This window comes from Polynucleobacter victoriensis, assembly GCF_900187875.1.
In the GTDB taxonomy this organism is placed as follows: Bacteria; Pseudomonadota; Gammaproteobacteria; order Burkholderiales; family Burkholderiaceae; genus Polynucleobacter; species Polynucleobacter victoriensis.
On the sequence record NZ_FYEX01000001.1, the window covers coordinates 447,434 to 471,735 of the forward strand.

Annotated in this window: 24 protein-coding genes and 1 pseudogene; 6 read left to right on the forward strand and 19 right to left on the reverse strand. The window is 43.1% G+C overall.

Annotated elements, in window-relative coordinates; translation table 11 throughout:
• Nucleotides 1-22: 22 nt before the first annotated feature.
• The 16 genes from dcd to apbC form a co-directional block, all read right to left on the reverse strand.
• Nucleotides 23-592 carry a dCTP deaminase gene (gene dcd / locus CFR83_RS02310; protein WP_088812374.1) on the reverse strand — a complete coding sequence of 190 codons (570 nt, stop codon included), beginning with the start codon at nucleotides 590-592 and terminating at the stop codon, nucleotides 23-25.
• Nucleotides 593-631: 39 nt separating this feature from the next.
• Nucleotides 632-1,699: a selenide, water dikinase SelD gene (gene selD, locus CFR83_RS02315; RefSeq protein ID WP_088812375.1), complete on the reverse strand. Its 1,068-nt coding sequence runs from the start codon at nucleotides 1,697-1,699 to the stop codon at nucleotides 632-634.
• A gap of 7 nt (nucleotides 1,700-1,706) precedes the next feature.
• On the reverse strand, nucleotides 1,707-2,081 hold the full coding sequence (locus tag CFR83_RS02320; RefSeq protein ID WP_088812376.1) for a DsrE family protein: 375 nt from the start codon (nucleotides 2,079-2,081) through the stop codon (nucleotides 1,707-1,709).
• 89 nt (nucleotides 2,082-2,170) lie between these two features.
• On the reverse strand, nucleotides 2,171-2,767 hold the full coding sequence (mobA, locus tag CFR83_RS02325; RefSeq protein ID WP_088812377.1) for a molybdenum cofactor guanylyltransferase MobA: 597 nt from the start codon (nucleotides 2,765-2,767) through the stop codon (nucleotides 2,171-2,173).
• Nucleotides 2,751-3,533, reverse strand: a complete 783-nt coding sequence (locus tag CFR83_RS02330; RefSeq protein ID WP_088813163.1) for a formate dehydrogenase accessory sulfurtransferase FdhD — start codon at nucleotides 3,531-3,533, stop codon at nucleotides 2,751-2,753. The genes mobA and CFR83_RS02330 overlap by 17 nt, the downstream gene beginning before the upstream one ends.
• Nucleotides 3,534-3,652: 119 nt before the next feature.
• Nucleotides 3,653-3,907, reverse strand: coding sequence for a hypothetical protein (locus CFR83_RS02335; RefSeq protein WP_088812378.1), 255 nt, complete (start codon nucleotides 3,905-3,907; stop codon nucleotides 3,653-3,655).
• Between the two features lie 27 nt (nucleotides 3,908-3,934).
• Entirely contained in the window at nucleotides 3,935-4,966 is a 1,032-nt protein-coding gene (locus CFR83_RS02340; protein ID WP_088812379.1) for a formate dehydrogenase subunit gamma, read from the reverse strand.
• Between the two features lie 26 nt (nucleotides 4,967-4,992).
• Nucleotides 4,993-5,223 (reverse strand): hypothetical protein, encoded by a 231-nt coding sequence (locus tag CFR83_RS02345; RefSeq protein ID WP_088812380.1) that lies wholly within the window; start codon nucleotides 5,221-5,223, stop codon nucleotides 4,993-4,995.
• Nucleotides 5,220-5,849: a formate dehydrogenase FDH3 subunit beta gene (gene fdh3B, locus CFR83_RS02350; protein WP_088812381.1), complete on the reverse strand. Its 630-nt coding sequence runs from the start codon at nucleotides 5,847-5,849 to the stop codon at nucleotides 5,220-5,222. Before fdh3B ends, CFR83_RS02345 begins: the two co-directional genes overlap by 4 nt.
• Nucleotides 5,850-5,874: 25 nt before the next feature.
• Entirely contained in the window at nucleotides 5,875-8,856 is a 2,982-nt protein-coding gene (locus CFR83_RS02355) for a formate dehydrogenase subunit alpha (protein WP_088812382.1), read from the reverse strand.
• A 54-nt stretch (nucleotides 8,857-8,910) separates the two neighbouring features.
• Nucleotides 8,911-9,108, reverse strand: coding sequence for a formate dehydrogenase (locus CFR83_RS02360; RefSeq protein ID WP_088812383.1), 198 nt, complete (start codon nucleotides 9,106-9,108; stop codon nucleotides 8,911-8,913).
• 135 nt (nucleotides 9,109-9,243) lie between these two features.
• Complete coding sequence (locus CFR83_RS02365; protein ID WP_088812384.1) at nucleotides 9,244-9,891, reverse strand: TorD/DmsD family molecular chaperone; 648 nt, start codon at nucleotides 9,889-9,891, stop codon at nucleotides 9,244-9,246.
• A gap of 8 nt (nucleotides 9,892-9,899) precedes the next feature.
• The gene (locus CFR83_RS02370; RefSeq protein WP_243383313.1) at nucleotides 9,900-11,972 is read right to left on the reverse strand and encodes a 4Fe-4S binding protein; all 2,073 of its coding nucleotides are present in this window, start codon (nucleotides 11,970-11,972) and stop codon (nucleotides 9,900-9,902) included.
• Between the two features lie 67 nt (nucleotides 11,973-12,039).
• Nucleotides 12,040-12,681, reverse strand: a complete 642-nt coding sequence (locus CFR83_RS02375) for a DUF3306 domain-containing protein (RefSeq protein WP_088812386.1) — start codon at nucleotides 12,679-12,681, stop codon at nucleotides 12,040-12,042.
• The gene (locus CFR83_RS02380) at nucleotides 12,681-13,202 is read right to left on the reverse strand and encodes a DUF3305 domain-containing protein (RefSeq protein ID WP_108720855.1); all 522 of its coding nucleotides are present in this window, start codon (nucleotides 13,200-13,202) and stop codon (nucleotides 12,681-12,683) included. Before CFR83_RS02380 ends, CFR83_RS02375 begins: the two co-directional genes overlap by 1 nt.
• A 4-nt stretch (nucleotides 13,203-13,206) precedes the next feature.
• Nucleotides 13,207-14,295, reverse strand: a complete 1,089-nt coding sequence (gene apbC, locus CFR83_RS02385) for an iron-sulfur cluster carrier protein ApbC (protein ID WP_207758544.1) — start codon at nucleotides 14,293-14,295, stop codon at nucleotides 13,207-13,209.
• Nucleotides 14,296-14,357: 62 nt separating this feature from the next.
• On the opposite strand from apbC, the pseudogene metG reads away from it, so the two are divergent.
• The 6 genes and pseudogenes from metG to CFR83_RS02415 all read left to right on the forward strand — a co-directional run.
• A pseudogene (gene metG, locus CFR83_RS02390) lies at nucleotides 14,358-16,022 on the forward strand (methionine--tRNA ligase); the annotation flags it as partial.
• Nucleotides 16,022-17,749, forward strand: a complete 1,728-nt coding sequence (locus CFR83_RS02395; protein ID WP_243383314.1) for a SulP family inorganic anion transporter — start codon at nucleotides 16,022-16,024, stop codon at nucleotides 17,747-17,749. The pseudogene metG and the gene CFR83_RS02395, both read left to right, overlap by 1 nt.
• A 29-nt stretch (nucleotides 17,750-17,778) precedes the next feature.
• Nucleotides 17,779-17,961, forward strand: a complete 183-nt coding sequence (locus CFR83_RS02400) for a DUF3460 family protein (protein WP_088812389.1) — start codon at nucleotides 17,779-17,781, stop codon at nucleotides 17,959-17,961.
• On the forward strand, nucleotides 17,958-18,794 hold the full coding sequence (locus CFR83_RS02405) for a segregation and condensation protein A (RefSeq protein ID WP_088812390.1): 837 nt from the start codon (nucleotides 17,958-17,960) through the stop codon (nucleotides 18,792-18,794). The genes CFR83_RS02400 and CFR83_RS02405 overlap by 4 nt, the downstream gene beginning before the upstream one ends.
• Nucleotides 18,795-18,827: 33 nt before the next feature.
• Nucleotides 18,828-19,676 (forward strand): pantoate--beta-alanine ligase, encoded by an 849-nt coding sequence (gene panC, locus CFR83_RS02410; protein ID WP_088812391.1) that lies wholly within the window; start codon nucleotides 18,828-18,830, stop codon nucleotides 19,674-19,676.
• A 5-nt stretch (nucleotides 19,677-19,681) separates the two neighbouring features.
• Entirely contained in the window at nucleotides 19,682-20,572 is an 891-nt protein-coding gene (locus CFR83_RS02415; protein ID WP_088812392.1) for a helical backbone metal receptor, read from the forward strand.
• Nucleotides 20,573-20,597: 25 nt separating this feature from the next.
• On the opposite strand, the gene CFR83_RS02420 is transcribed toward CFR83_RS02415, so the two are convergent.
• Genes CFR83_RS02420 through CFR83_RS02430 form a run of 3 tightly spaced genes read right to left on the reverse strand, consistent with a single transcriptional unit; the run spans nucleotide 20,598 to nucleotide 24,291 of the window.
• Entirely contained in the window at nucleotides 20,598-21,386 is a 789-nt protein-coding gene (locus CFR83_RS02420) for an ABC transporter ATP-binding protein (RefSeq protein ID WP_088812393.1), read from the reverse strand.
• Nucleotides 21,383-22,342: a FecCD family ABC transporter permease gene (locus CFR83_RS02425; protein WP_088812394.1), complete on the reverse strand. Its 960-nt coding sequence runs from the start codon at nucleotides 22,340-22,342 to the stop codon at nucleotides 21,383-21,385. Before CFR83_RS02425 ends, CFR83_RS02420 begins: the two co-directional genes overlap by 4 nt.
• Nucleotides 22,342-24,291 (reverse strand): TonB-dependent receptor, encoded by a 1,950-nt coding sequence (locus tag CFR83_RS02430; protein ID WP_088812395.1) that lies wholly within the window; start codon nucleotides 24,289-24,291, stop codon nucleotides 22,342-22,344. The genes CFR83_RS02425 and CFR83_RS02430 overlap by 1 nt, the downstream gene beginning before the upstream one ends.
• Between the last annotated feature and the right edge of the window lie 11 nt (nucleotides 24,292-24,302).

The window sequence follows — 24,302 nt, forward strand, 5'->3', positions numbered from 1 at the left end:
AGATAAGGCTCTAGGCGATTTTTTAGGTCTTTGGTAGCGTTACGCCCACCTGGCCCTGATATTTGCCGCCACGATCCTTGTAAGAAGTCTCGCAAATCTCGTCGCTCTCAAAGAATAGAACCTGGGCACAACCTTCACCAGCGTAAATTTTTGCTGGCAATGGTGTGGTGTTTGAGAACTCTAGTGTCACGTAACCTTCCCACTCAGGTTCAAATGGAGTCACGTTCACAATGATGCCGCAACGAGCGTAGGTACTCTTACCTAAACATACCGTTAAGACGCTTCTTGGAATCTTGAAATACTCCACCGTTCTAGCTAAAGCAAAGGAGTTAGGTGGAATGATGCAAACATCACCCTTGAAATCAACGAAAGATTTATCGTCAAAGTTCTTTGGATCAACAATGGTGCTATTGATATTGGTAAAAATCTTGAACTCATCCGCACAACGAATGTCATAGCCATAACTCGATGTGCCATAACTAACAATTTTTTGACCATCAGTAGACTGGCGCACTTGGCCAGGCTCAAATGGAGAAATCATGTCGTGCTCTTCGCACATGCGGCGGATCCAGCGGTCAGATTTAATAGTCATAAGTTGTATTTTGACATATCTATTAAATGAGCTCTATTTTTAAATAACCCTTAAAAAAGAACGCCCTTCGGCTTGAGGAGATAACTGGCCAATCACCGCAGCATCACCAAAATCTTCTTCTGCAAATATTTCTAAAACTTCACCAAGCACAGCTGGATCACATGCCACCAGTAAACCACCACTGGTTTGAGGATCTGTCAAAATTGCCTGATCAACTGGGGTCAAATCTGTTGATAACTCAATATCAGCACCATAACTTGCCCAGTTACGATTTGAGGCCCCCGTGATAAATCCTTGCTGCGCCAATTCTTTGACCCCAGGCAATATTTTCAGATCAGCATAATTAATTTGCCCTTGGACATTAGAGCCTTTACAGATTTCTAATGCATGCCCTAACAAACCAAAGCCCGTGACATCAGTCATAGCATGAACACCTGTGATTGCCGCCAACTTTTTGCCTGGCGTGTTGAGTTTGGTTGTGTTGGCGATCATTTGTTCGTAACCGCTTAGGTCTAATTTTTCCTTTTTAAGCGCGGCCGAATAAATACCCACACCCAAAGGTTTACCTAATACCAAAACATCTCCTGCTTTAGCTGTGGCATTTTTCTTAAGATTCTTCGGATCAATAATGCCAATCACGGCCAAACCATAGATGGGCTCAACAGAGTCAATTGAATGGCCACCAGCCACAGGAATACCAGCTTTAGCACAGATCTCACGACCTCCATCCAAGATTTCAGCAATGTCTTCATGGGGCAATACATTGATAGGCATACCCACAATTGCTAATGCCATCAATGGCGTTCCACCCATCGCATAAATATCAGATATTGCATTCGTTGCTGCAATCTGCCCAAAGTGTCTTGGGTTATCAACAATCGGCATAAAGAAATCAGTCGTAGCAATTAATGCTTGATGATCATTAATTTGATAAACAGCAGCGTCATCAGCAGTCTCAGTGCCAACCAATAACTCTGATGGAACAGCAAACGGAATGGCAGTCTTTAATAGGTTTGCCAAAACACCTGGAGCAATCTTGCAACCACAACCACCACCATGAGAAAGAGAGGTTAAACGTGGTTTATCTTGTTGATTTGCTGCAAACATATGATTCCTAAAAAGTTAATACAGTGGTGTTGTCTTGAGTGGCACGATCTAACATCGTGACCATGCCGATAATTTCTCCAACACCATCAATCAAATCGCTTAACTGTAAATTTCTATCGCGCATAGCAGTACTACACGGATAAAACTTCACACCAGTTCGCATGGCATCATCAATAAAATCCGATAAACGCCTATTCATTGGCGGGATTGTCTGATGACGACGCTCGTTATTTTTAACAAACATTTCAACACTAGCGCCAATCATGTGTACTTGAACATGAATATCAAGTGCAGCAGCAGTAGATGCCATTAAAAATGGAGTTGTGGCTAAGTCTGGCTTTTCCAGGCTAGCTTGCCAAAGTTGAATTATTAAATGTTTCACCAGCCCTCAATATTTCGTCATCAACCTAATATTTATTTAGAGTAAGTTGATGTTTATTTTAACTTTGGGACAGCTCTGGAGAAATTAATTTAAGTTTGTAGCGCTCTTAATTCATCAATTGTATTGACGTTAGCAAAAGCCGCCGCATCGTCAAACACAACATACGCAGTTTTCATCGACTGAAACCATTTATCAATTTTTCGACCGCCCCCACTTAGAAATGGGGTAAGAGTAGAAATAACCGTAGATTTCATCAACGCAAAAACAGGATGGGTTTGAATGTCACCATCTTCAAGTGTGGCAGCGTAAACCAAATCTAAATCCTGAATAATTAATGCCTGAGATAGCTTGTCGACTAAATCCAAAGGGAATTTAGGCGAATCACATGGCACAGTCACCAGGTACGGGTGCTCACAATTTTCCAAACCAGCTTGGAAACCTGCTAAAGGTCCAGCAAAATCTCCAATAACGTCAGAAATAACCGCAACACCTAATGACTCATATGCTGCCAAATTTCTATTGGCATTTACTTTAACAATACCCACCTGAGGTTCGAGACGCAAAATGGTATGCATCACCATCGGCGCCCCCTTAAAAGGCTGCAATCCTTTATCTGTGCCGCCCATCCTTCTACCTTGACCACCAGATAGAACTAACCCAGAAATCAAATCATGCGGTATGGACATCACTAGTATTTCCAATAAATCGATTAATACCGCTGTAGATTAAATAATGTTGACCGCTACAACGACCAAATAAAGTTAGATTTAATTTATTGGCCATCTCAAGACCCATTGCCGTTACACCGGATCTAGACAATAAAAAGGGAATACCCATTTGAGCGCCCTTGATGACCATCTCCGATGTTAAACGCCCGGTTGTATAGAAAATTAAATCATCCCCAGGCTGATCCTCTAACCACATGAGTCCCGCGATTGAATCAACAGCATTATGTCGACCGACGTCCTCAACAAAATGCAATAACTCAGCATGATCACCGCAGTTTTTGAAAACTGCACAGGCATGCACTGAGCCCGCTTGCTTATAAATTGAAGGTTTAGTTCTAATATGATCTACAACTTCATATACAGCAAGCTGGTTGATTTGAGCAGTTTCAGAAAGATGTATCTTATCTATATCATCCAATAAGCCACCAAACACCGTACCCTGACCGCATCCGGTTGTAACCACTCTTCGGCTAGTCTTTTGCTCAACATCAACGGTATTGCATTTTGTTTTTACCGCAGCAGACTCAGTCTCCCAATCCACCTGAATACTCTCAATCACACCTACCGAGGAAACCAAGCGCTGGTTACGCAAATAACCCAAGACTAATGCTTCAGGAGCACCACCCATGGTCATGAGAGTAACCAACTCTTTTTTATCAAGGTAAATTGTTAGAGGCCGCTCACCAGGTATATGACCAATTTTTTTTCGCCCCTGCTCATCCATGACTTCAACCTCATGGATGAGTGGAGCAACTGCGTTAGTTAATTTGACCAATGGATGTGTGCCTAAAAAGAAATATGTAGCTAAGCTGGCTTAGCTACATATTAGTTCCTTGCCAATAATTAATTCGTCGCTGGTGGGACAAAGGGACCTGGATTGGTGCATGCCCCAGGCGCTGCTGTACCTGCTTTTTTGTATTTATTGGCAACCTCATTCTGCGCCAAACATAACTTGTAAGCACCCACCTTATCACCATGAGCAGTCTTCGCTTTTGCCAAATCAGCTGCGGCAGCTTGCTCAGGAGTTGGAGTCGGCAACTTTGCCATCACAAAACCAGAAGTTAATAAAGTAACGAGTAATAGTGAAATTTTTTTCATATCTGTTTCTTCCTTAGCTCTAGGTTCTTATAGTTTTCCAGACTTAACATCGTTATACCAAAGTTCATGATGCTCTTTACCCCAAGCCTCATCAACATAACCTGTTTTCATACCCTGTAAAGCACCCTCCATGCCAATTGAGCCAACATAGATATGGCCCATTGCCATGACCGTCATCAATATTGCCGCAACACCATGAATGATATTGGCAAGTTGCATCGTGCCACGCCAGTATTCCATATTAGGAACAATCATATCTAGCACCCAACCAGATCCAGATACAACCATGCCAAGGATAGTCACACCAGCCCAAAACCAGATCTTTTCTCCGGCATTGAATCTGTGTGAAGGAATATGTTTACCAGATAGCAAACCACCAAAAGTGGCCAACCAATGCAAATCATCTTTGCTAGGTAAATTATCCTTAACAAAGATAACAAAGAACAAAAGTATGCTTGCGGTAAATAGTGGTCCTGTGAAGTTATGGATATTCTTCATAACCAGCAAAAGAGCACCATATGCTGTACCACCCATGATTGGTAATAAGAAATGTTTGCCAAAAAGAATCAGTAAGCCTGAAATTGCTAAGGCAATGAAGCTAAAAGCCATCAACCAATGTGAGAAGCGCTCTAAACCGCTAAAGCGTTTCATCAATCGGCCAGTCATCGGCTCATGAAGCTTAATTTTTCCTTTAACAACAAATACAGTCAAAATTAATCCGGCCATGATCACTATCAGCCAACCGCCCCACACTGTAATTACACCATTGCGGATTAAACGCCATTGCTGACCAGATTTTTGGATTAATACACCTGCCTCTTTGTTAGGAATACTCACATAGTGAGCTTGATCAGAGTTAGCACTCTTCCAAATCGGCTGATTGTTGGCTGGTTGACTCTCTGCTTTTTCACGTTGAGCCTGAGCATCCTTATTCACCTCAAGAATGTTAACTGACTCAATTGGCTGCTTTGCCGCAGGAGCGGCTCCTTGAGCAAAAACAGCCGTTGCCGCTAATGAAAGCACCAGGCTAGCGAGTAAGTTTTTTATTGTAATTCTCATACTGTCTCCTAAATTACTCTATCAACTTACTTAGATTTCACATAATCATCTTGGCCAAGACTACGAGTCTTTAATTGCTTTTCCCAACTCGCAGGATCACCCGATGTCCAACCCTTAACCACGTAATTATTATCAGCAGCCACATGAGATTTTTCATCACCTTTCTTCGCCGCAACAACACCCTGAGGCTTCTCAGAGCATGCAGCTAGCGTGAAAGACGTTGCAACCAAGGCAATTAATGAGATTTTTTTCATCATGATTTATTTCCTGATGGTTGTTGTGGTTTACCGTAAGCTGTACCCCAACCAAACACGTTAGCTCCAGCTGCCTTGCCGTTTGATTGACGTTTAACAACACGGTTGCGGAAAATATCTGCAACCACGTCACCATCACCACCAATCAATGCTTTGGTAGAACACATCTCTGCACACGCAGGCAATTTACCTTCAGCTAAACGGTTGCGGCCATATTTCTCAAACTCAGCCTGGGTACCATTTTTCTCTGGACCACCTGCACAGAACGTACATTTATCCATCTTGCCACGTAGACCAAAAGTTCCTGTACCTGGGAATTGAGGTGCACCAAAAGGACATGCGTATGAGCAATAGCCACAACCAATGCAAATATCTTTGTCGTGTAGCACAACGCCCTCATCCGTCCTGTAAAAACAATCAACTGGACAAACCGCCATACATGGCGCATCTGAACAATGCATACAGGCAACTGAGATTGACTTTTCAGCACCGATTTGACCATCATTAATCGTCACCACTCGACGGCGATTAACACCCCAAGGCACTTCATGCTCATTCTTACACGCTGTAACGCAACCGTTACACTCAATACAGCGCTCTGAATCGCAGATAAATTTCATTCTTGCCATCATCGTCTCCTAAATTCAGTCTCTATTAAGCGAACTTTTCAATCTGACAAATTGTTGTCTTTGTCTCTTGCATCATCGTCACACTGTCGTAACCGTAGGTAGTTGCCGTGTTGACAGCCTCACCACGTACGATTGGCGCAGCACCCTTAGGATAGGCATCAAGCATGTCTTTACCCTGCCACCATCCAGAGAAGTGGAATGGTATGAATGCGGTATCCGGTCCCACACGCTCCGTCACCAAAGCTTTCACTTTGATCTTGGCGCCCGTTGGAGATTTAACCCAAACGTACTCACCATTTCTGATGCCACGTTTATTGGCTGCTGCAGGATTAATTTCAACAAAGTTATCTTGTTGTAACTCTGCCAACCATGGGTTTGAACGTGTTTCCTCACCGCCACCCTCGTACTCCACCAAACGACCTGAAGTAAGGATGATTGGGAACTTCTCATACAACTTATCTTCAATGTTCTTTTGTTGAACAGACTTGTAGAGAGTTGGTAAGCGCCAGAAAGCCTTCTTGTCATCATGAGTCGGGTATTTAGCAACCAAATCTGGACGTGTACCGTATAGTGGCTCACGATGTTGAGGCACTGGATCAGGGAAGTTCCAAACCACGGCACGAGCCTTAGCGTTACCGAATGGATGACAGCCGTGGTTTTTCATAATCACACGAATCAAACCACCAGAAACGTCAGTCTTCCAGTTTTTACCTTCAGCTGCCTTTTGCTCAGCTTCAGTTAACTCACCCCACCAACCTAACTTCTTAACTAAGACATGATCAAACTCTGGGTATCCAGTTGTGATGTCAGCACCCTTAGAGTGTGAACCATTCTCAGCAAGTAGATTTTTGCCATCTTTATCCACGCCAAAGTTGGCGCGGAAGTTACCTCCACCATCCATCACATGCTTGCTGGTGTCATAAAGATTTGGGCTACCTGGATGCTTCATCTCAGGAGTGCCATAACAAGGCCATGGCAAACCAAAGTAATCACCAGTCGTGTCGTACCCTGTCACTGGATCCTTACCACCCTTAGATTTCAAAGTCTTCACATCAAACACATGCATCATGCGCATATGTGCTTTTAAGCGCTCTGGAGAGTGTCCTGAATAACCAATTGTCCAAACTGACTTATTGATTTCACGCAAAATAGATTCAACTTCAGGCTCTTTCCAATCCTTACCAGCAAACTTGCTCTTAAGCATCTTGTAGTTCTTTGATAACTCATTACCAAAGCCTAACTTGTCAGCCATTGCTTGCATGATCACGTGGTCTGGCACTGATTCCCATAATGGATCAATCACTTTCTCACGCCACTGAATAGATCGATTAGATGCGGTTGCTGAACCACTGGTCTCAAATTGAGTAGCTGCTGGTAACAAATAAACAGCACGATCTTTATTAACTTGAGCACCTTCAACTTGCATCGCAGCCATCGCCGCTGTAGCGCTTGGGTATGGATCAACCACAACCAATAACTCCAACTTGTCCATGGCTTTTTTCATGTCTAAACCACGAGTCTGAGAGTTTGGCGCATGACCCCAGAAGAACACGCCCTTCACGTTACTATCCTGGTCAATTAGCTCATTCTTTTCTAATACTGCGTCCACCCAGCGAGAAACAGTTGTACCTGATTTCTCCATCATGTTTGGCGCATACTGAGCTTTGATCCACTCATAATCAACACCCCAAACACCTGCGAAGTGTTTCCATGATCCAGCTGCTAAGCCGTAGTAGCCTGGCAATGAATCTGGGTTAGGGCCTACGTCTGTAGCGCCCTGTACGTTATCGTGTCCGCGGAAAATATTAGTACCGCCACCGCTCTTGCCTACGTTACCTAACGCTAACTGCAAGATACATGATGCACGCACCATCGCATTACCAATGGTGTGCTGCGTTTGACCCATACACCAAACAATCGTGCCTGGACGATTTTCATGAAGCGTCTTGGCAACTTTGTACATCTCAGCCTCAGGCACTCCGCAGGCTTCTTCAACTTTGGCTGGAGTCCACTTTTCAAGTACTTCTTTTTTAATTTCATCCATGCCGTAAACACGATCATTGATGTACTTTTTATCTTCCCAACCATTTTTGAAGATGTGATGCAACACACCAAACAAGAATGGGATATCTGTACCAGAGCGAATGCGTACGTACTGGTCTGCTTTAGCAGCTGTACGCGTATAGCGTGGATCCACCACGATCATCTTGCAACCAGCTTCTTTGGCATGCAACATGTGCAACATTGATACTGGATGGGCTTCAGCAGCATTTGAACCAATATAGATTGCAGCTTTTGAATTCTGCATGTCGTTATAGCTGTTGGTCATCGCACCATAACCCCAGGTATTCGCAACGCCGGCAACAGTTGTTGAGTGGCAAATACGTGCTTGGTGGTCTGTGTTGTTAGTACCAAAGAAAGAAACAAACTTGCGTAATAGATAAGCTTGCTCGTTGTTGTATTTTGATGAACCAATAAAGAATAAAGAATCAGGGCCAGATTTTTTCTTGAGGCTCTTCATCTTTGCGGTAATTTCATCAAGAGCAGTATCCCAACTGATTCTTTCGTACTTGCCATTAACCAGTTTCATCGGATACTTCAAGCGGAACTCACCATGGCCGTGCTCACGAATTGCAGCACCCTTTGCACAGTGCGCACCAAGATTGATCGGTGAATCAAATACAGGTTCTTGACGAGTCCAAACACCGTTTTCAACTACAGCATCAATAGCACAACCAACTGAACAGTGTGTACAGACCGTACGCTTCACTTCAATCTTACCTTTGCCATCAAGCTTAGCGCCTGGAGTCGCTTTTGCTTTTTGCACCAAGGTTAATTGTGACGCCGCCAAACCAACTCCAACACCCACGCCAGAGCGTTTTAAGAATGTGCGGCGATCCATCATAGGTATCGCTGATTGGAGGCTACGCGCTAAGCTACCCACCATTTGTGAAGTGTGACGAGAGGCAGCAACAGCTTGCTGTGATGATTTACGAATCAGACTCATGGCTAGACCCTTTAGAAATCAAGAGAAATAAAAAAACGCTCGTTAATTAAAAAATTAAACGAGCGTAGTTTTGTAATACTTGCGGATATGATCGGAAACTTTGTAACCCTTATTGTCTTCGATCATGCTTGATGCTTGCTCAGCAATCGCAGTCCCAAGAGGTGTTTGAGAAACTACAGCGACTGCACCAGCAGTGACCCCCGCTGAAACAAAGAATTTTCTGCGTGACTCTTTGTGATTTTTTTCACTCATGTCTATCTCCTTTAATTCTTAACAATCTATTACTAAGTTATAAAAGTAATACTTGCATTTATGAATTAACTATAAACCCATATGAAATTCTTTGCACAAGACAAATACAAATTTTGATAGGGGGTTTCCCTAGTGCTACTCCACCATGTCCATGCCATAGCTCTCTACTTCAAAAAAAGCTCTGGCTAATGACCCTACTGCCTTGTAGTGATTAGCGCTCGGATGATTTTCTATTGCATCGCACAAATCAACTAGCCATGAGCGCATGTGCTCATCAAAGAATTTCTTTTGTTGAGTTAAGTTAGCAATTGATAAGTCATCACCTGCAATCAAATAACGCATCACCTCACACAGTGAAGCAATGTGATCTTCACTTTCGGTAATATTTTCAGCAGCTTCAAGCCCAAGCTCTTGTAGAGCGTCGCGCAATCTCACCAAGGGCTTCTCATTTAAAAACCCAGTCTGGTAATAAGATCCATAAAGAAAAACTTCTGGTTTACCAATACCAATGAATAACTCTTGATATTCATTGGCCCACTCTTGCGCATTAGATGCTGACGAAACCTTAACTAGTTGATCCCAGGCTTGGGTTAAGGCAGCGTTGTCCGGCGCATCAGCCCCAGAACCATATGCAGCAGAAGCTGCAATACGATGTAATAAATCATCATCAGGAGCTTTATAAAAGAGTTGCGCTAGCAAACCATAAAGATCAGCTCTTGCCACATCCTCTTCTAAACCGTCAGAACTTAGCTCAGTAACTTCTTTATCAAGATTTTTATCCATGCTTTTTATCAGACCACATCGTTATCATTTGGTTTATTCATCATATCGACAACACGACAATCACTGCACATTTTTAGGCGCTCCATAGCCTCCCCTGAGAAAGCAGCATGTAGTGACAACTTTCCAAGCATTAACTCAACCATTTTTAGAGTGCCAAAAGGTTTCCCACAACTAATGCAATGGAATGGCTTCGTCTCATTCAGAACTACTGCCTTCTTTCTTATTTCAGTGATCTGCAACCGCGGTGATAGCGTCAATGCATTTTCTGGGCAAGTATCAACACACAAACCACACTGCACACAGTTACGCTCAATAAAAGATAGTTGAGGCGCTTCTGGATTGTCACGTAATGCGCTCTCGGGGCAAGCGCCAACGCAAGACATACACAAGGTACAAGCATCTTGGTTAACCAACACACCACCAATAGGAGAACTAGCGGGCAAGGCCAGTGGTTGTTCTGCGGTAACTTTCTTGGTTGCGTGAAGCATTAAGTGCTCAAGTGCCGCCTCAAGTGTTTCTCGTTTTTCATTAGCAAATGCAAAAGTTGCTAATGGACATAAAGACTCTCTGGCCGATAAAAATCCAAGCGCCTTCTGTAAGGCGGGCGCATCCTCTGCCTGCAATAAAGTAATGGCATCTTTTGCATAACCCAACCCATCTAAGATAGATTGCGCAATTTCTACTTGCTTCATTAACGCTTGTTGATATTCAGGAGCTTCCTCACCAGTTAACAAGATCACTACCTGAGCAAAACCATGCGCCAAACTACCCAACCATAAATCAATACCTGTAGAGGCGCTGTGATGCAAACCGAATGGAATAACGTGAGAAGGTAAACCCTTGTACTGGTTAGATTTGGTTGCGGCCAAACGCCCTAAGTTATGAACTAATTCTTGCCCACCAGAATTACTGTGCAACAACAAGGTGGGAGCCATTTTTGCGCCTGCCGCCTTATAGGCTTTCGACATCGCTTTAATCTGCTGCCCTTGGTATGGAACACTTGGGTAGTTGTAGCGCATTGCACCTGAAGGGCAAACTGTGGAGCAAGCTCCGCAGCCCATACAAAGGTTTGGATTAACTTTAACAATACCCTTGCCATCTCTAAACTGAGATTCAATTGCAGCAGTTGAGCAAACATCAATACATGCTGAACAACCTATTTGCCCATTACGTCCATGTGCGCAATTTTTTTCGTTGTAAGAAAAGAACTTTGGCTTTTCAAACTCACCCACCATCCCCATCAACTCAGATGCTGCAATTGCCTGATCAATTGGATCTCCTTTAGGCGCAAAATAACCCTGAGGAGGCTGACTCATTTTTAAAATAGGGTCTTTTGATAAATCAAAAATTAAATCCCATGACTCAGTGCGACTGGTGTCAACTCGGTCAAAATTTATTGCCCCAATTGATGAGCAAGCTTTGACGCATGTGCGATGGCTTTTACACTTGGTAAGATCAATTTGATAGCTCAAATCAATTGCACTCTCTGGGCAAGCATCTACACAAGCGCCACAACGCGTACATAATTCCAGGTCAATAGGATTCTCTTGCAGCCACTCAACCTGAAATGAACCCAAATAACCTTTTAAATTTTTTACTGTGCCGCTATATACCGGAAAGTCTCTTTCTTGAGGTAGCACGCCACCCTCAGTACAAAGCACGCCTACACTTAAATTTTTTGATAAACGTTTAGCCCACTCTATAGCAGCATCGCCTGGTCCAACAATCAATACCCGACCACCACTCTGATAACTGACTGTATTAACAGGATCAGGATCAGGAAGCGAAGCCTTAGCTAATAAAGCAGCTATCTTCGGCATTGCACTCTTTGCCTCTGCAGACCAACCGCCTGTTTCACGGATATTTACAAATTTGATTGGCGCAACCAAAGGCTTTTCTTGTTCTGATGCCACTTCTTCGAATAATCGCTTTTCTTGTGTGCAAGCCAAGACAATCTCATCAGATCCTTGGCTGGCCCCAATAAATGCGCCAATTTCTTGACGACACAAAGCGTTACTAAGAGATAGGTCCTTAGCCTCTAAGCCCAAGCCTTTTGCTATTTGGGAAACATCCAAGGGCATGGTCTGATTACAACTACAAACGAGCGTTTTTTTTGTCATCCTCTACCTTTAGCCATTTAAATGGCATTTATTGGCTTTTATGTTTATTAACGTGCTTAATCAGCAGGCTTGCTTGGTTCGTATTTGTTACTTCTTGCGAGTTGTTCAATTCTAGTGATTTTGCCGAATCAATGCTGTTTATGTCACTAGGGGTTTCATCAGGTAACGCGTTTTGCGTTTGCTGCTCCTGATTATTCCCCTGCACATCACGATCGAAATTTGTCTGGTTATTTTTGTCTTCCTCTGACGTCTTGAATAAACCAAGTAATTGAGATTGATTCAATTGTTTGAGCATTTCCAAAGGAATGGGATCTGGCTTGGAGTAATCATCAATGTAAATGTCTAAGCCATCCATGATGTTGTAGTGAGGATCCGAGAAAAGCTTTTGCATAGCTGCTTGCTGAACAGCAGGATCTATGCCCGGTTTAACGTAAGCCGAATAATCTGAGTCTTTGGTTAATTTGAGAACATCCTCTAAAGTTGGGAGCGCCTCTTTAGGTGTTTCATCCGTTGAAGAAACACCATCGCTGTTTATTTTTGGCAACGAAGAAACTTCTGCCCGCTCAGAAATGGTTGACGAACTTACGTTCGGCTGCTTTTTTAAATCTGAGGATTCGTCAGTTTCGATTCCAGCCTTGCGCTTAGACCAACGATTTAAAAATCCTGCCATTAGCTAGCCTCGTCTTTAGGGCGATGAGCACCTTTGAAAGAAACAGGACGAGCACGTTTTTTGGGCTCAGGCTTGTAATGCTCGGTCACAAAATCAGATAACCACGCTGATGTTTCCGCATCCAAGGGGACATTTTCAACAGTCTCACCACCGTCTAACAATCGCCCAGCTTCGTAATAACTAACACTTAAGAAATGAGGAACTGCAAGTGGATCCTGGCCATTGGGATGATCTTCCATCCGCCACATCACAAACCATGCTGGCCTGGTAGAAGTTGCATTAAGGTAATACCCCTCTGCTTCATCCTTAAAGAGCTCCAGTTCAAATCCGGTATAAAGCCAACGCTCACCTGATTCATCTTGCCGCATACATATAGCGGGACGATTGGCGATAGTAAAGTCGGGAGACTTGTGTGAAAACTGCCCCACATCAAACACCACCTCATCTAAAACCCACCGATGTGATTGCCAAGGGTTATCAATCAACTCCTTACGCATCACAACGGCAAGCTGTAGCTTCATAAGCTTAGGTGTTTTGAACCACAATACTAGGGAACTTGCTGGTCATATCTTTCGACATTTCAGCAACTTGTATGGCTATCTTGCGTGCTATTGCCTTATAAATGCCGCTTATAGCCCCATCAGGATCCGCAACCACTGTAGGGCGACCGGCATCCGCTTGTTCGCGAATAGATAAGTTCAATGGCAAGCTACCCAGGAATGTTGTTTCGTACTCATCACACATTTTTTGACCGCCACCTTCGCCAAAAATATGTTCCTGATGGTTACAGTTAGGACACACGTAGATGCTCATGTTTTCAACAATGCCCAAAATTGGAATACCCACCTTCTCAAACATTTTTAGACCCTTGCGAGCATCTAACAATGCGATATCCTGGGGAGTGGTAACAATCACTGCACCCGTGACAGGTACTTTTTGAGACAAAGTTAACTGAATATCACCAGTTCCTGGTGGCATATCCACAACCAAGTAATCTAAATCTCGCCAATTAGTTTGGCGCAATAACTGTTCTAAAGCAGATGTCACCATGGGACCACGCCATACCATTGGATTGTCTGGGTCAATCAAAAAGCCGATTGAGCTAGCCTGCAAACCATGCCCCTCCATAGGTTCGATGGTATTTTCTGCAATAGATTCAGGACGACCAGTAATACCTAACATCATTGGCTGGCTTGGGCCGTAAATATCCGCATCTAAAATACCCACTGTGGCGCCTTCGGCTGCCAAGGCCAAAGCCAAGTTCACCGCGGTAGTCGATTTACCAACACCACCCTTGCCACTCGACACGGCAATGATATTTTTAACGTTTGGCAATAACTTCACACCACGCTGCACAGCATGAGCCACGATGTTCATAGTGACATTGGCGCTGACATTCTTAACGCCTGGCAATTCTCTTAGAGCGCCAATAACCAACTTACGAATAAGGTCAATTTGGCTCTTAGCTGGGTAGGTTAAAACCACATCTAGGGTCACATCACCATCTTCAACTTTGATGTTTTTGGCGAACTTTGAGCTAATCAAATCTTTGCCAGTATTAGGATCTATAACGCTTTTAAGCGCATTTTGTATATTTTCTACTGTTACAGACACACCCATCTCCTAGAGGTTTTTTTACTTTTTCAGCTCTCAACTATATCCGCAGACTAAAATCTATGTCTATGCGTCGAATTTTAGTTACTTCTGCCCTTCCTTACGCCAATGGCCAAATACATATTGGTCACTTGGTTGAATATATTCAAACTGACATTTGGGTCCGCTTCCAAAGAATGCGCGGACACGAAGTTCATTACGTTGGAGCTGATGATACGCATGGTACCCCAATCATGCTTCGCGCTGAAAAGGAAGGTCTTACTCCTAAAGAACTGATTGCCAACGTTTGGAAAGAGCATAAGAGAGATTTTGATAATTTCTTGGTGTCTTTCGATAACTATTACTCAACAGATAGTGATGAGAACAAACAACTATCTGAACAGATTTATCTCAAGCTCCGTGATGCTGGCCTAATTGAGAAACGCGCGATTGAACAAGCCTATGATCCGGTGAAGGAAATGTTCTTGCCAGATCGCTTCATCAAAGGCGAATGCCCTAAATGTGGTGCAAAAGATCAATATGGCGACTCATGCGAGAAATGCGGGGCCACTTACGCGCCAACAGATTTAAAAAATCCTTTTTCTGTAGTAAGTGGCGCCACTCCAATACGTAAAGTGTCTGATCACTATTTCTTTAAATTGTCAGACCCGCGCTGCGAGTCTTTTTTAAGAGAGTGGACACAAGTTAAAACACCGTTGCAAGCTGAAGCTCGCAACAAGATGAAAGAATGGGTGGGCGAACCTGGTGAGAGTAAGTTGGGCGATTGGGATATCTCCCGCGACGCTCCTTATTTTGGTTTTGAGATTCCAGACGCCCCCGGCAAATATTTTTATGTATGGCTAGACGCCCCAATCGGTTACTACGCGAGCTTTTTAAATCTTTGCCAACAAAAAGGTCTGAACTTTGAAGAGTGGGTCAAACCAGATACCACAACTGAGCAATACCACTTCATTGGTAAAGATATTTTGTACTTCCACACATTATTCTGGCCAGCCACTTTGCAATTCTCTGGCTATCGCACACCAACGAATGTGTTTGCTCACGGCTTCTTAACAGTTGACGGCGAAAAGATGAGTAAATCACGTGGCACATTTATTACTGCCCATAGCGTGATTGAGTGTGGCCTTAATCCAGAATGGTTGCGCTATTACTTCGCTGCCAAATTAAATGCCAGCATGGAAGACCTGGATTTAAATCTACAAGACTTCACTGCTCGCGTTAATAGCGACCTATTGGGTAAATACATCAATATTGCTAGCCGCAGCGCTGGGTTCTTAGTCAAACGCTTTGGTGGCATTGTTGATGACAGCGCAATGAGCCATCCACTTCTTCAGCAATTAGCAGATGCTAAAGATGAAATTGCTGATTTATATGAGACTCGCGAGTTTGCTAAAGCATTACGTCGTGTGATGGAATTGGCTGATGCAGTCAATGGCTTTGTTGATAGCAATAAGCCTTGGGAAATCGCCAAGGATCCAAGTAAAGAGCAAGAGCTACAAACTATTTGCAGCATTACTTTAGAAGCATTCAGAAGATTAAGCTTGTACTTAAAGCCTGTTGTTCCTAATGTGGCCGCTGGCGTTGAAAAGTTCTTCAATATTGCCCCAATGACCTGGGACGACATCAATCAACCCTTGTCTTCTAAGAAGGCCATCAATCCTTATCAACATTTGATGACACGAGTTGATCCTGCCATGATTGATCAACTGATAGCGGCTAATCAACAATGATGAATTTGATGCGTTTTCGACCAAAAATCGTTGACGCCATCAAAGGCTACGATAGCCACACTTTTATCAAAGACTTAAGTAGCGGTATCACCGTCGGGGTAATTGCCTTACCCCTTGCCATTGCCTTTGCAATTGCATCAGGACTTAAACCAGAAGCGGGTTTAATTTCTGCAGTGATTGGTGGCTTTTTAATTTCTGCATTTGGTGGCAGCAAAGTACAGATTGGTGGCCCAGCTGGCGCCTTTGTGGTGATTGTGTATGCCATCGTTGAGCGATATGGTGTTGCTAACTTAATACTTTCAACATTCTTAGCTGGCATGTTGTTAGTCACCATGGGGCTCTTTAAAGTAGGCAACTTAATTCGTTTTATACCTGTTGCGATCATCATTGGTTTTACAAGTGGCATTGCGGTACTGATCGGCTTGTCGCAAATCAGAGATGCCCTTGGTTTACAAATCGACAAGCTGCCATCTGATTTCTTCTCACAAATTAATGCATTTGTTAGATATGCAGATACAGCCAGCTTGGCTGCCAGCCTCACATGTTTGGGCACTTTGGCATTAATTATTCTTTGGCCAAAAATTACTTCTCTATTGGGTCGTCTCTGGAAACCCATCACATTAGTACCAGGCATCATCATCGCCTTGATTGCTGTAACAATCATTGCTGACTTCTTAGATTTACCTGTCGAGACAATTGGTAGTCGTTTTGGTGAAATACCCAACAGCATCCCAACACCCAAAGTTCCTGCTCTGGACTGGGAAACCGCTAAACAGTTATTTGCGCCCACATTAACAATTGCTTTATTGGGTGCGATTGAGTCTTTGCTATGCGCTCGCGTTGCTGATAATTTGAGTGACGATAAACATAACCCCAATCAAGAACTAATTGGTCAAGGCATTGCTAACATTGTTGTGCCGTTCTTTGGTGGATTACCTGTCACAGGAACCATTGCCAGAACTGCCACAAATGCCAAAGCGGGTGCAAAGACCCCAGTCTCTGGCTTAATCCACGCTGTTGTGATTCTGTTAATTATGTTGATGGCTGCTCCACTAGCCAGCCACATCCCAATGGCTTGCTTAGCGGGTATCTTGCTTTACATATCTTGGAATATGTTTGATGTTGACGAGTTCAAACGTTTGAAGCAGTTCAACATCACTTATAAATTTATTTTGTTAGGTACTTTTTTCCTAACGATTATTTTTGATTTAACAGTAGCCGTTCAAGTAGGTCTAGTTTTGGCCTGCATCTTTTTTATCTACAGAATTTCATCTCTCACTCAAATCGAAGAACTAGAGTTACCTGAAGATTTTCATAGTGATGATGATTTGGCACTACCGGATGAATTTGATCTAAGAGATACTGTCAAAGCCTATGGAATTTATGGCTCACTGTTCTTTGGAGCGATCGATAAAGTTGAAGATTTAATTGATGCGTCTAATCCTAATCACAAAGTACCTAAAGTGATGATTTTGGAAATGCATCAACTCATCAATATTGATACAAGCGGCATCGATGCACTAAAAGCTCTCAATAAGTCTCTTAAAAAGCTAGGTAGCACGCTGATTGTGTGCTCAGCCAATGCTCAACCAGCATCACTCATGGCACGTAGTGGCTTCATTGATGAGATTGGGGAAGAGAACTGCCTAAATGACCTACCTAGTGCCTTTTTACAGGCCAAAAAAGTGGCCGCAGACGCTTGTAAGCTAAATGTAGGAAGCTAGGCTCCTTAAGTCGCTACAATTGACACACTATGGCTCATTACAAATCAAATATCACCCTCTTTTTGGAAGAGCTGAAGGCTCAAAAACCTCAGCTAGAAAAGGCTCAGCAGGAAGGTCGCGCCCTTTTATGGGATAAAGCCCCAACCACCCCTGACGAACAAAAACGCAACCAAATGGCTCGCGTTAAGCAAAAAGCTTACGTTTATCAATGAGTGATTTGCTAACCGCTGTTCCGGAAGTCACGGATGGCATGTCTGAGTCGTTTGCCAGGTTATATGGCGAGCCGTTGTTTCAGCTCCCCACAGATCTGTACATTCCACCAGATGCCCTAGAGGTTTTTTTAGAGGCTTTTGAAGGCCCTCTAGACCTTTTGCTATACCTGATTCGCAAACAAAACTTTAACGTTTTGGATATTCCGATGGCGGAAGTAACCAAGCAGTATCTTGGTTATATTGAACAAATTCGTCAAACCAACTTAGAGCTTGCCGCTGAATACTTGCTCATGGCTGCCATGCTGATTGAAATCAAATCACGCATGCTCTTGCCAATGAAGAAAGCTGACAGCGACGAGGAAGTCGAAGACCCACGTGCCGAACTAGTTAGACGCTTACTTGAATACGAGCGCATGAAACTAGCTGCCCAAGAACTCGACAAAATGCCAGTCTTAGGCCGTGACTTCTACAAAGCAAATGGCCATGTTGACACCACTGTTGCAGTGACTTGGCCAGACATTAATCCATTAGATATTCAGGCGGCTTGGAGAGACGTTCTCTATCGCGCCAAGTTAAATCAACATCACACCATTACTCGTGAGCAGTTATCTGTGCGCGACTTCATGACACGCATCTTGCGCCGCTTACAAGGTGAGCGCTTTATCGAATTTACAGACTTGTTCGAAGAAGCTATTGCCACAGGCAAAGGTGCACCGATGGTGGTGGTGAACTTTATTGCGATGCTTGAACTCTCTAGAGAGTCTCTGATTGAAATCACTCAAGCAGAGCCATACGCACCGATTTATGTGCGCCTTGCTTACTCACCAAACTAATTTAGCCAATTAATCTTAGAAAAAGAATAATCAATGAAGATTATTAGCAACATTCAAGACTTGCGTGATCAATTACGTGGCCAAAACCGTGCAGTATTTGTGCCAACCATGGGTAATTTGCATGAAGGTCACCTATCTTTGATGCGCTTAGCGCGCCAGCATGGCGACCCGGTAATTGCTAGTATTTTTGTGAATCGTTTGCAATTTGGCCCTAATGAGGATTTTGATAAATATCCTCGCACTTTTGAAGCAGACGTTGAGAAACTAGAAAAAGAAGGGGTGTATGTTTTATTTGCCCCTACAGAAAAAGATTTATATCCAGAGCCACAAGAGTACCGTGTAGAACCACCACAAAACTTAGGAAAAATCCTCGAAGGTGAATTCCGCCCAGGATTTTTCCAAGGTGTTTGCACCGTGGTTCTAAAGTTATTTTCTTGTGTTCAACCGAAGGTAGCAGTGTTTGGCAAAAAGGATTACCAACAATTGATGGTGATTCGTCAGATGTGTCGCCAATTAGCCCTACCCGTAGACATTGTTCCAGCTGAGACTGTGCGCGCTGAAGATGGCTTGGCTCTATCTTCCAGAAACGGTTATTTATCTGTAGAAGAACGCGCTGAAGCGGTTCAACTGATACAAACACTAAAAGAAGTTCAAGATAAGGTGTTGCAAGGCAAACTGACTGCAGCAGATATTTCTAAGATTGAGCAAGAGGCCTGCGCGAAGTTAAGTTCTAGAGGTTGGTTACCTGATTACATTTCTGTGCGTAAACGCAAAGATTTATTAAGTGCTAACGATGTAGAACTGTCAGCCAATGAGCAGTTGGTTGTTCTAGCAGCTGCCAAATTGGGCAAAACTCGCTTAATCGATAACCTAGAGATTTAAACCTCATGAGCATTCAACGCTATTTAACGGCATTGAACGCTAAATCATTAGTCCTAGGACTCTTCGCTAGCTTTAGTATTGTTACGAGCTCAATCAGCTTGGCGCAAAACAAACAGGCGCCCTATCCTCAACGCATTATTACCGTAGCTCCACATTTAAGCGAAGTGGTTGAGTCTGCTGGAGGAGCTAATCGCCTCATCAGTGTCAGTGTGTATAGCAACTTCCCAGAATCAGTCAAAAAATTACCGATTACCAGTGATGCAAGATCTATTGATTTAGAAAAAATGAAACAACTGCGCCCAGATCTAATCATCTACTGGCGCGGCGGCACACCAGAGAGTCAAATTGAATCGATCAAAAAAACTTTTACCTCGATTCAGGTGGTATCCGTTGAACCCAAAAAACTGACCGATATTGCTAGCGATATTGAAACGATTGGCAAACTACTAGGAACAGAGGCTATTGCCAAAAAGAATGCTGACACCTTCAGAGCTCAAATTACTGAACTAAAGAATCAATACCAAAATAAAAGCAAAAGAAAAGTAAGGGTGTTTTACCAAGTATGGGCTCAACCACTGATGACGCTCAACCAAGATCATTTGATTGCTGACATTATTAATATTTGTGGTGGCGAGCAATTATTTGCCAAAGAAAAACTTCTAGTAGCCACAGTTAGTCGTGAAGCTGTCGTAAAAGCAAATCCAGAAATTATTTTTACTGCAGTTGATACTCAGCAAATGAAAACAGACTGGTCGATGTGGTCTTCAATACCACAATTGGCTGCAACACAAAAGAAAGCCTTTATCGATATTGATGGCGACATGATCAGTAGGCCATCAACTCGCATCATGCAAGGGGCTAAAAGGATTTGCTCAGAAATCGATAGGATTCGCTAGATCTAGCGCTAGCGTTTTAAATTATTTAAGCAGGTATGTAGATTATTTGACCTAAGGCCGTTGTAGCTTCGGCGATTGGGTGGCCTAGAGATTTTTGCAGATTAACAGGATTGACCACCTCTGAAACAGAGCCAGCTAAGTAAGAGCCATCTTCAATGAGCAGTAATGCGTGAGTAAAGCCACGGCCAATTAGAGAAATTTCATGCAAGCTAGCAATAACTGTTTGCTGGCAAGTCTGACTTCTTTCAATGAGGGTATTTAATAAAGAAACTTGATGCCCCACATCCAAATGAGAGGTAGGCTCATCCAAAATCAAGGCCTTGGTATTTTGTGCAAAACAAGCGGCTATAGCCACTCTTTGACGTTCACCACCTGACAATGTCTGCCACTGACTATTCGCTAAATAATCAACATCACACGTTTTTAGAGCTTGTATTGCCAACTGATAACTAGTCGACTCTGTTTCGCTCCATGGCCATTGCGCTGCCAGAACAATATCAATCGCTCTCAAGCTAACCCCAGCTATTGGAGATTGCTCGGCATAGGCTCTTACTTTTGCAAGATTCTCTGGTGTGTAAGTGGCAATTGCTTGGTTTTGCCATAAAACTTCACCCGAACTAGTTGGCTGTATACCTGCGATGATTTTTAATAGCGTTGATTTACCAGCACCATTGCGCCCAATCAAACACCATCTCTCACCTTGCCTCACTTGCCAATTTAAGTTGTCAATCAGTGCTCGGCCTGGAACCTGAACATTTAAGTTCTTGGTTTCCAATACAACTGGCAAATCTTGGTTAGCGTCATTAGTCATCATGAACTCCACTGCCTAAAACGAGAGAGGATCCATAAGAAACTTGGCACACCAATCAAAGCGGTAATCACGCCAACAGGTAACTGGGATGGCGCAATCACGGCTCTTGCAAACATGTCCGACAAGACCAAGAAGGTTCCACCTAATAAGGCTGAGGCAGGCAACAAGAATCGCTGATCTGGGCCATGCTGTTTCACAATCAGAGCACGGAGAATATGAGGTACTAGTAAACCAACAAAACCAATTGAACCAGCAATTGATACTGCAGATGCTGCCGATAAAGCAGACAAAAGAACCATGACCCACTGAATATATGAAACATCTATACCCAATGTCATGGCTTTATCCGTACCTAACTGCAATATATGAATTTTTGGCGATAGTCGCCAAACAATAATGAGCACCGATAACCAAACGCCCAAGATAGCACCAACTGACTCTAGACTCATCACAGAATCTAGATCACCCATGAGCCAATGAATCATGCCAGGCATAGCCACATTCGACGCAAAAGCAATCATGAGAGTCGTGATAGCTCCACAACCTGTTGCAACCATGACGCCTGCCAATAAGAGTCTTGATGGGTGAGCAGAAAAACCACCGACCAAAACCCACAAGAGAATCATGACTGTAACGGCGCCCAGCCACGCACCACCTGCAACCCAAATAGTTCCTGCGCCACCCAACATGAGTACCGCTAGCGCCCCTACTGAGGCGCCACCTGAAACACCCAGAACTGATGGCTCGGCCAAAGGATTGCGAGTCAAAACTTGTAAGAGACTTCCAGACATTGCCAATAAGCCCCCAACCGCAAAGGCCGCCAGAACCCTAGGTAAACGCAACTGGTAAATGATGGCAGCATCTGCATCAGAGACACTGCCAATGAATAAGGCTAAAACCACCGATGCCAGCGAGAGAATCGCTAGCAAGATGAGAGTGGTGGTTTTAGATATGGGCATTATTTAAAGGTGTAACGACCAACTATCTTAAGTGATAAACCTGCATCAGGATAGACAGATCCCCATTTACTTGCCCAACTGTAATATTTCTTATCAAAGATATTACTTGCGTACGCAGTCCATAACCAGTTTTTGTACTGAGCTGAATAACTTATATCTGTGATGGCATAACCTGGAATTCTGATAGCTGTAGCATCAAAGTCACCATCTGATTTTTGACTTGCCACATAACGCCCAATTACGCCAAATTTTTGTTGAGCATTTAGTTTGTAATCCATACCCAATCTAGCCGTGTAATTTGGAACCAACGGAATTCTCTGGCCAGCATTCAGCCCATCCCTAAACTGCGCTTTTACAAGCTGAAATGATCCATAAATATTAGTTGCTGAATTAACGTCTGCAGCAAACTCAAGCTCCACACCATCCCTTTTTGTTGGAGATAAATTAATGTTTCTCTCATCATTTTCGCTATAGATAATCTCATTTGAAATTAAGCTATGAAAAAACCTAATCCCATAGCGCATATTTTTATCAACCCCATTCACACCCAATTCATAATCTTTTGATCTCTGAGGCTCCAAAGATGCGGGATATGGCAAGCTATTCCAATATGTATTTCTATTGTCATCAACGTTTGGAATTCGATATCCAGTACCCAGCTTTCCATAGGCATTTAGGTTAGAAGACAATCCTTTGATGTATTGAAACTCATAGGCATCAAGATTTCTATCGAATCCCTGACTACCGGCCGCCGGGTCGAAGGTTGATTTAGTGAATTTTTCTGATCTATACCCTAAAACCACTCTTTGAAGATTTGAAAAATGGATGTCATCCCTAACATATAGAGCACGATTTTTTTGTTTTGCACGTTCATTAGTTGAACCTGTTTTATAGGTGTAATCCCAGTTTGATAAATCAGCTCCAACCGTTAAATCATTTTTAAATCCTGCAAAATTTATAAATTTCAAACGAGGATTTACTGAATTCACATCTGAAGAATAGTCATACAAAGTTCCTGAAGAAGGGCCGGTATTGTTAGTCCAATTAATAGAACTTCTGTCCGCCTCTCTGCGACTAACATCCACTCTAAGCTCTAGGCCAGATGATATTTTTTTGTCAATAAAAGCAGATATGGTTTTCCCAAGATAAGTGGCACTATCAAATGGATACCTGGCTTGTTTTTGATTGATATAAAAGTTAGCTCTAGATATTGCTCCAGGCAACTCCGTGCTCTGCTCATCAGCAAAGAATTTGATTCCTAACTTGGTTGCACCGTCTACCGCAGTCGCAATATCTAAACCACCACTTTTATTTAGAACTTTATTTCTATTCCTAAAATTATCTGACTCATTAACTCTTGCATAAGTAGCAACGCTTACCTTATCAATACTCTTTGATAAATATGCTGTGCCCTCTCTAGTACTGTTATTCCCTACCCCAGCAGATACTACTGCCCTATCAGCATCTGACGATTTTGTTTTGATATAGATAGCCCCAGAAGTGGCTCCCTCACCATACAAAACACTATTCACCCCACGCATAATTTCAATTTGATCAATAGACTCAACTGGAATTAATGACAGTTTTGCAACAGCCTGTTCATTCTCTGAAATTCGAACACCATCGATTACCACCACTAAGTTTTGGTCACTGTTAACGCCATAACCTCTCAAATCATAGGACAGGTCTTGAGTTCCATATAAATTTGGCTTTGTTGGTACCCCGCCAATCTTTTGCAAAATTTCAGGGATATTTGTCATGCCACTTTTTAAAATATCCTCAGAACTGATCACAGTATTTTGAGGTAACGCTTTATTTGACTCATCAGCAAATCTAGCCCCATAAATAACAACTGGTTGCATAGTATTGTTAGCTTGAGCTTGGGCAACTGACAAAGTCGCAAAAGTAGTAGCGCAGGCGAGCGCAACCTTGGTTGGTTTGGTAAACATAGGATTAACTT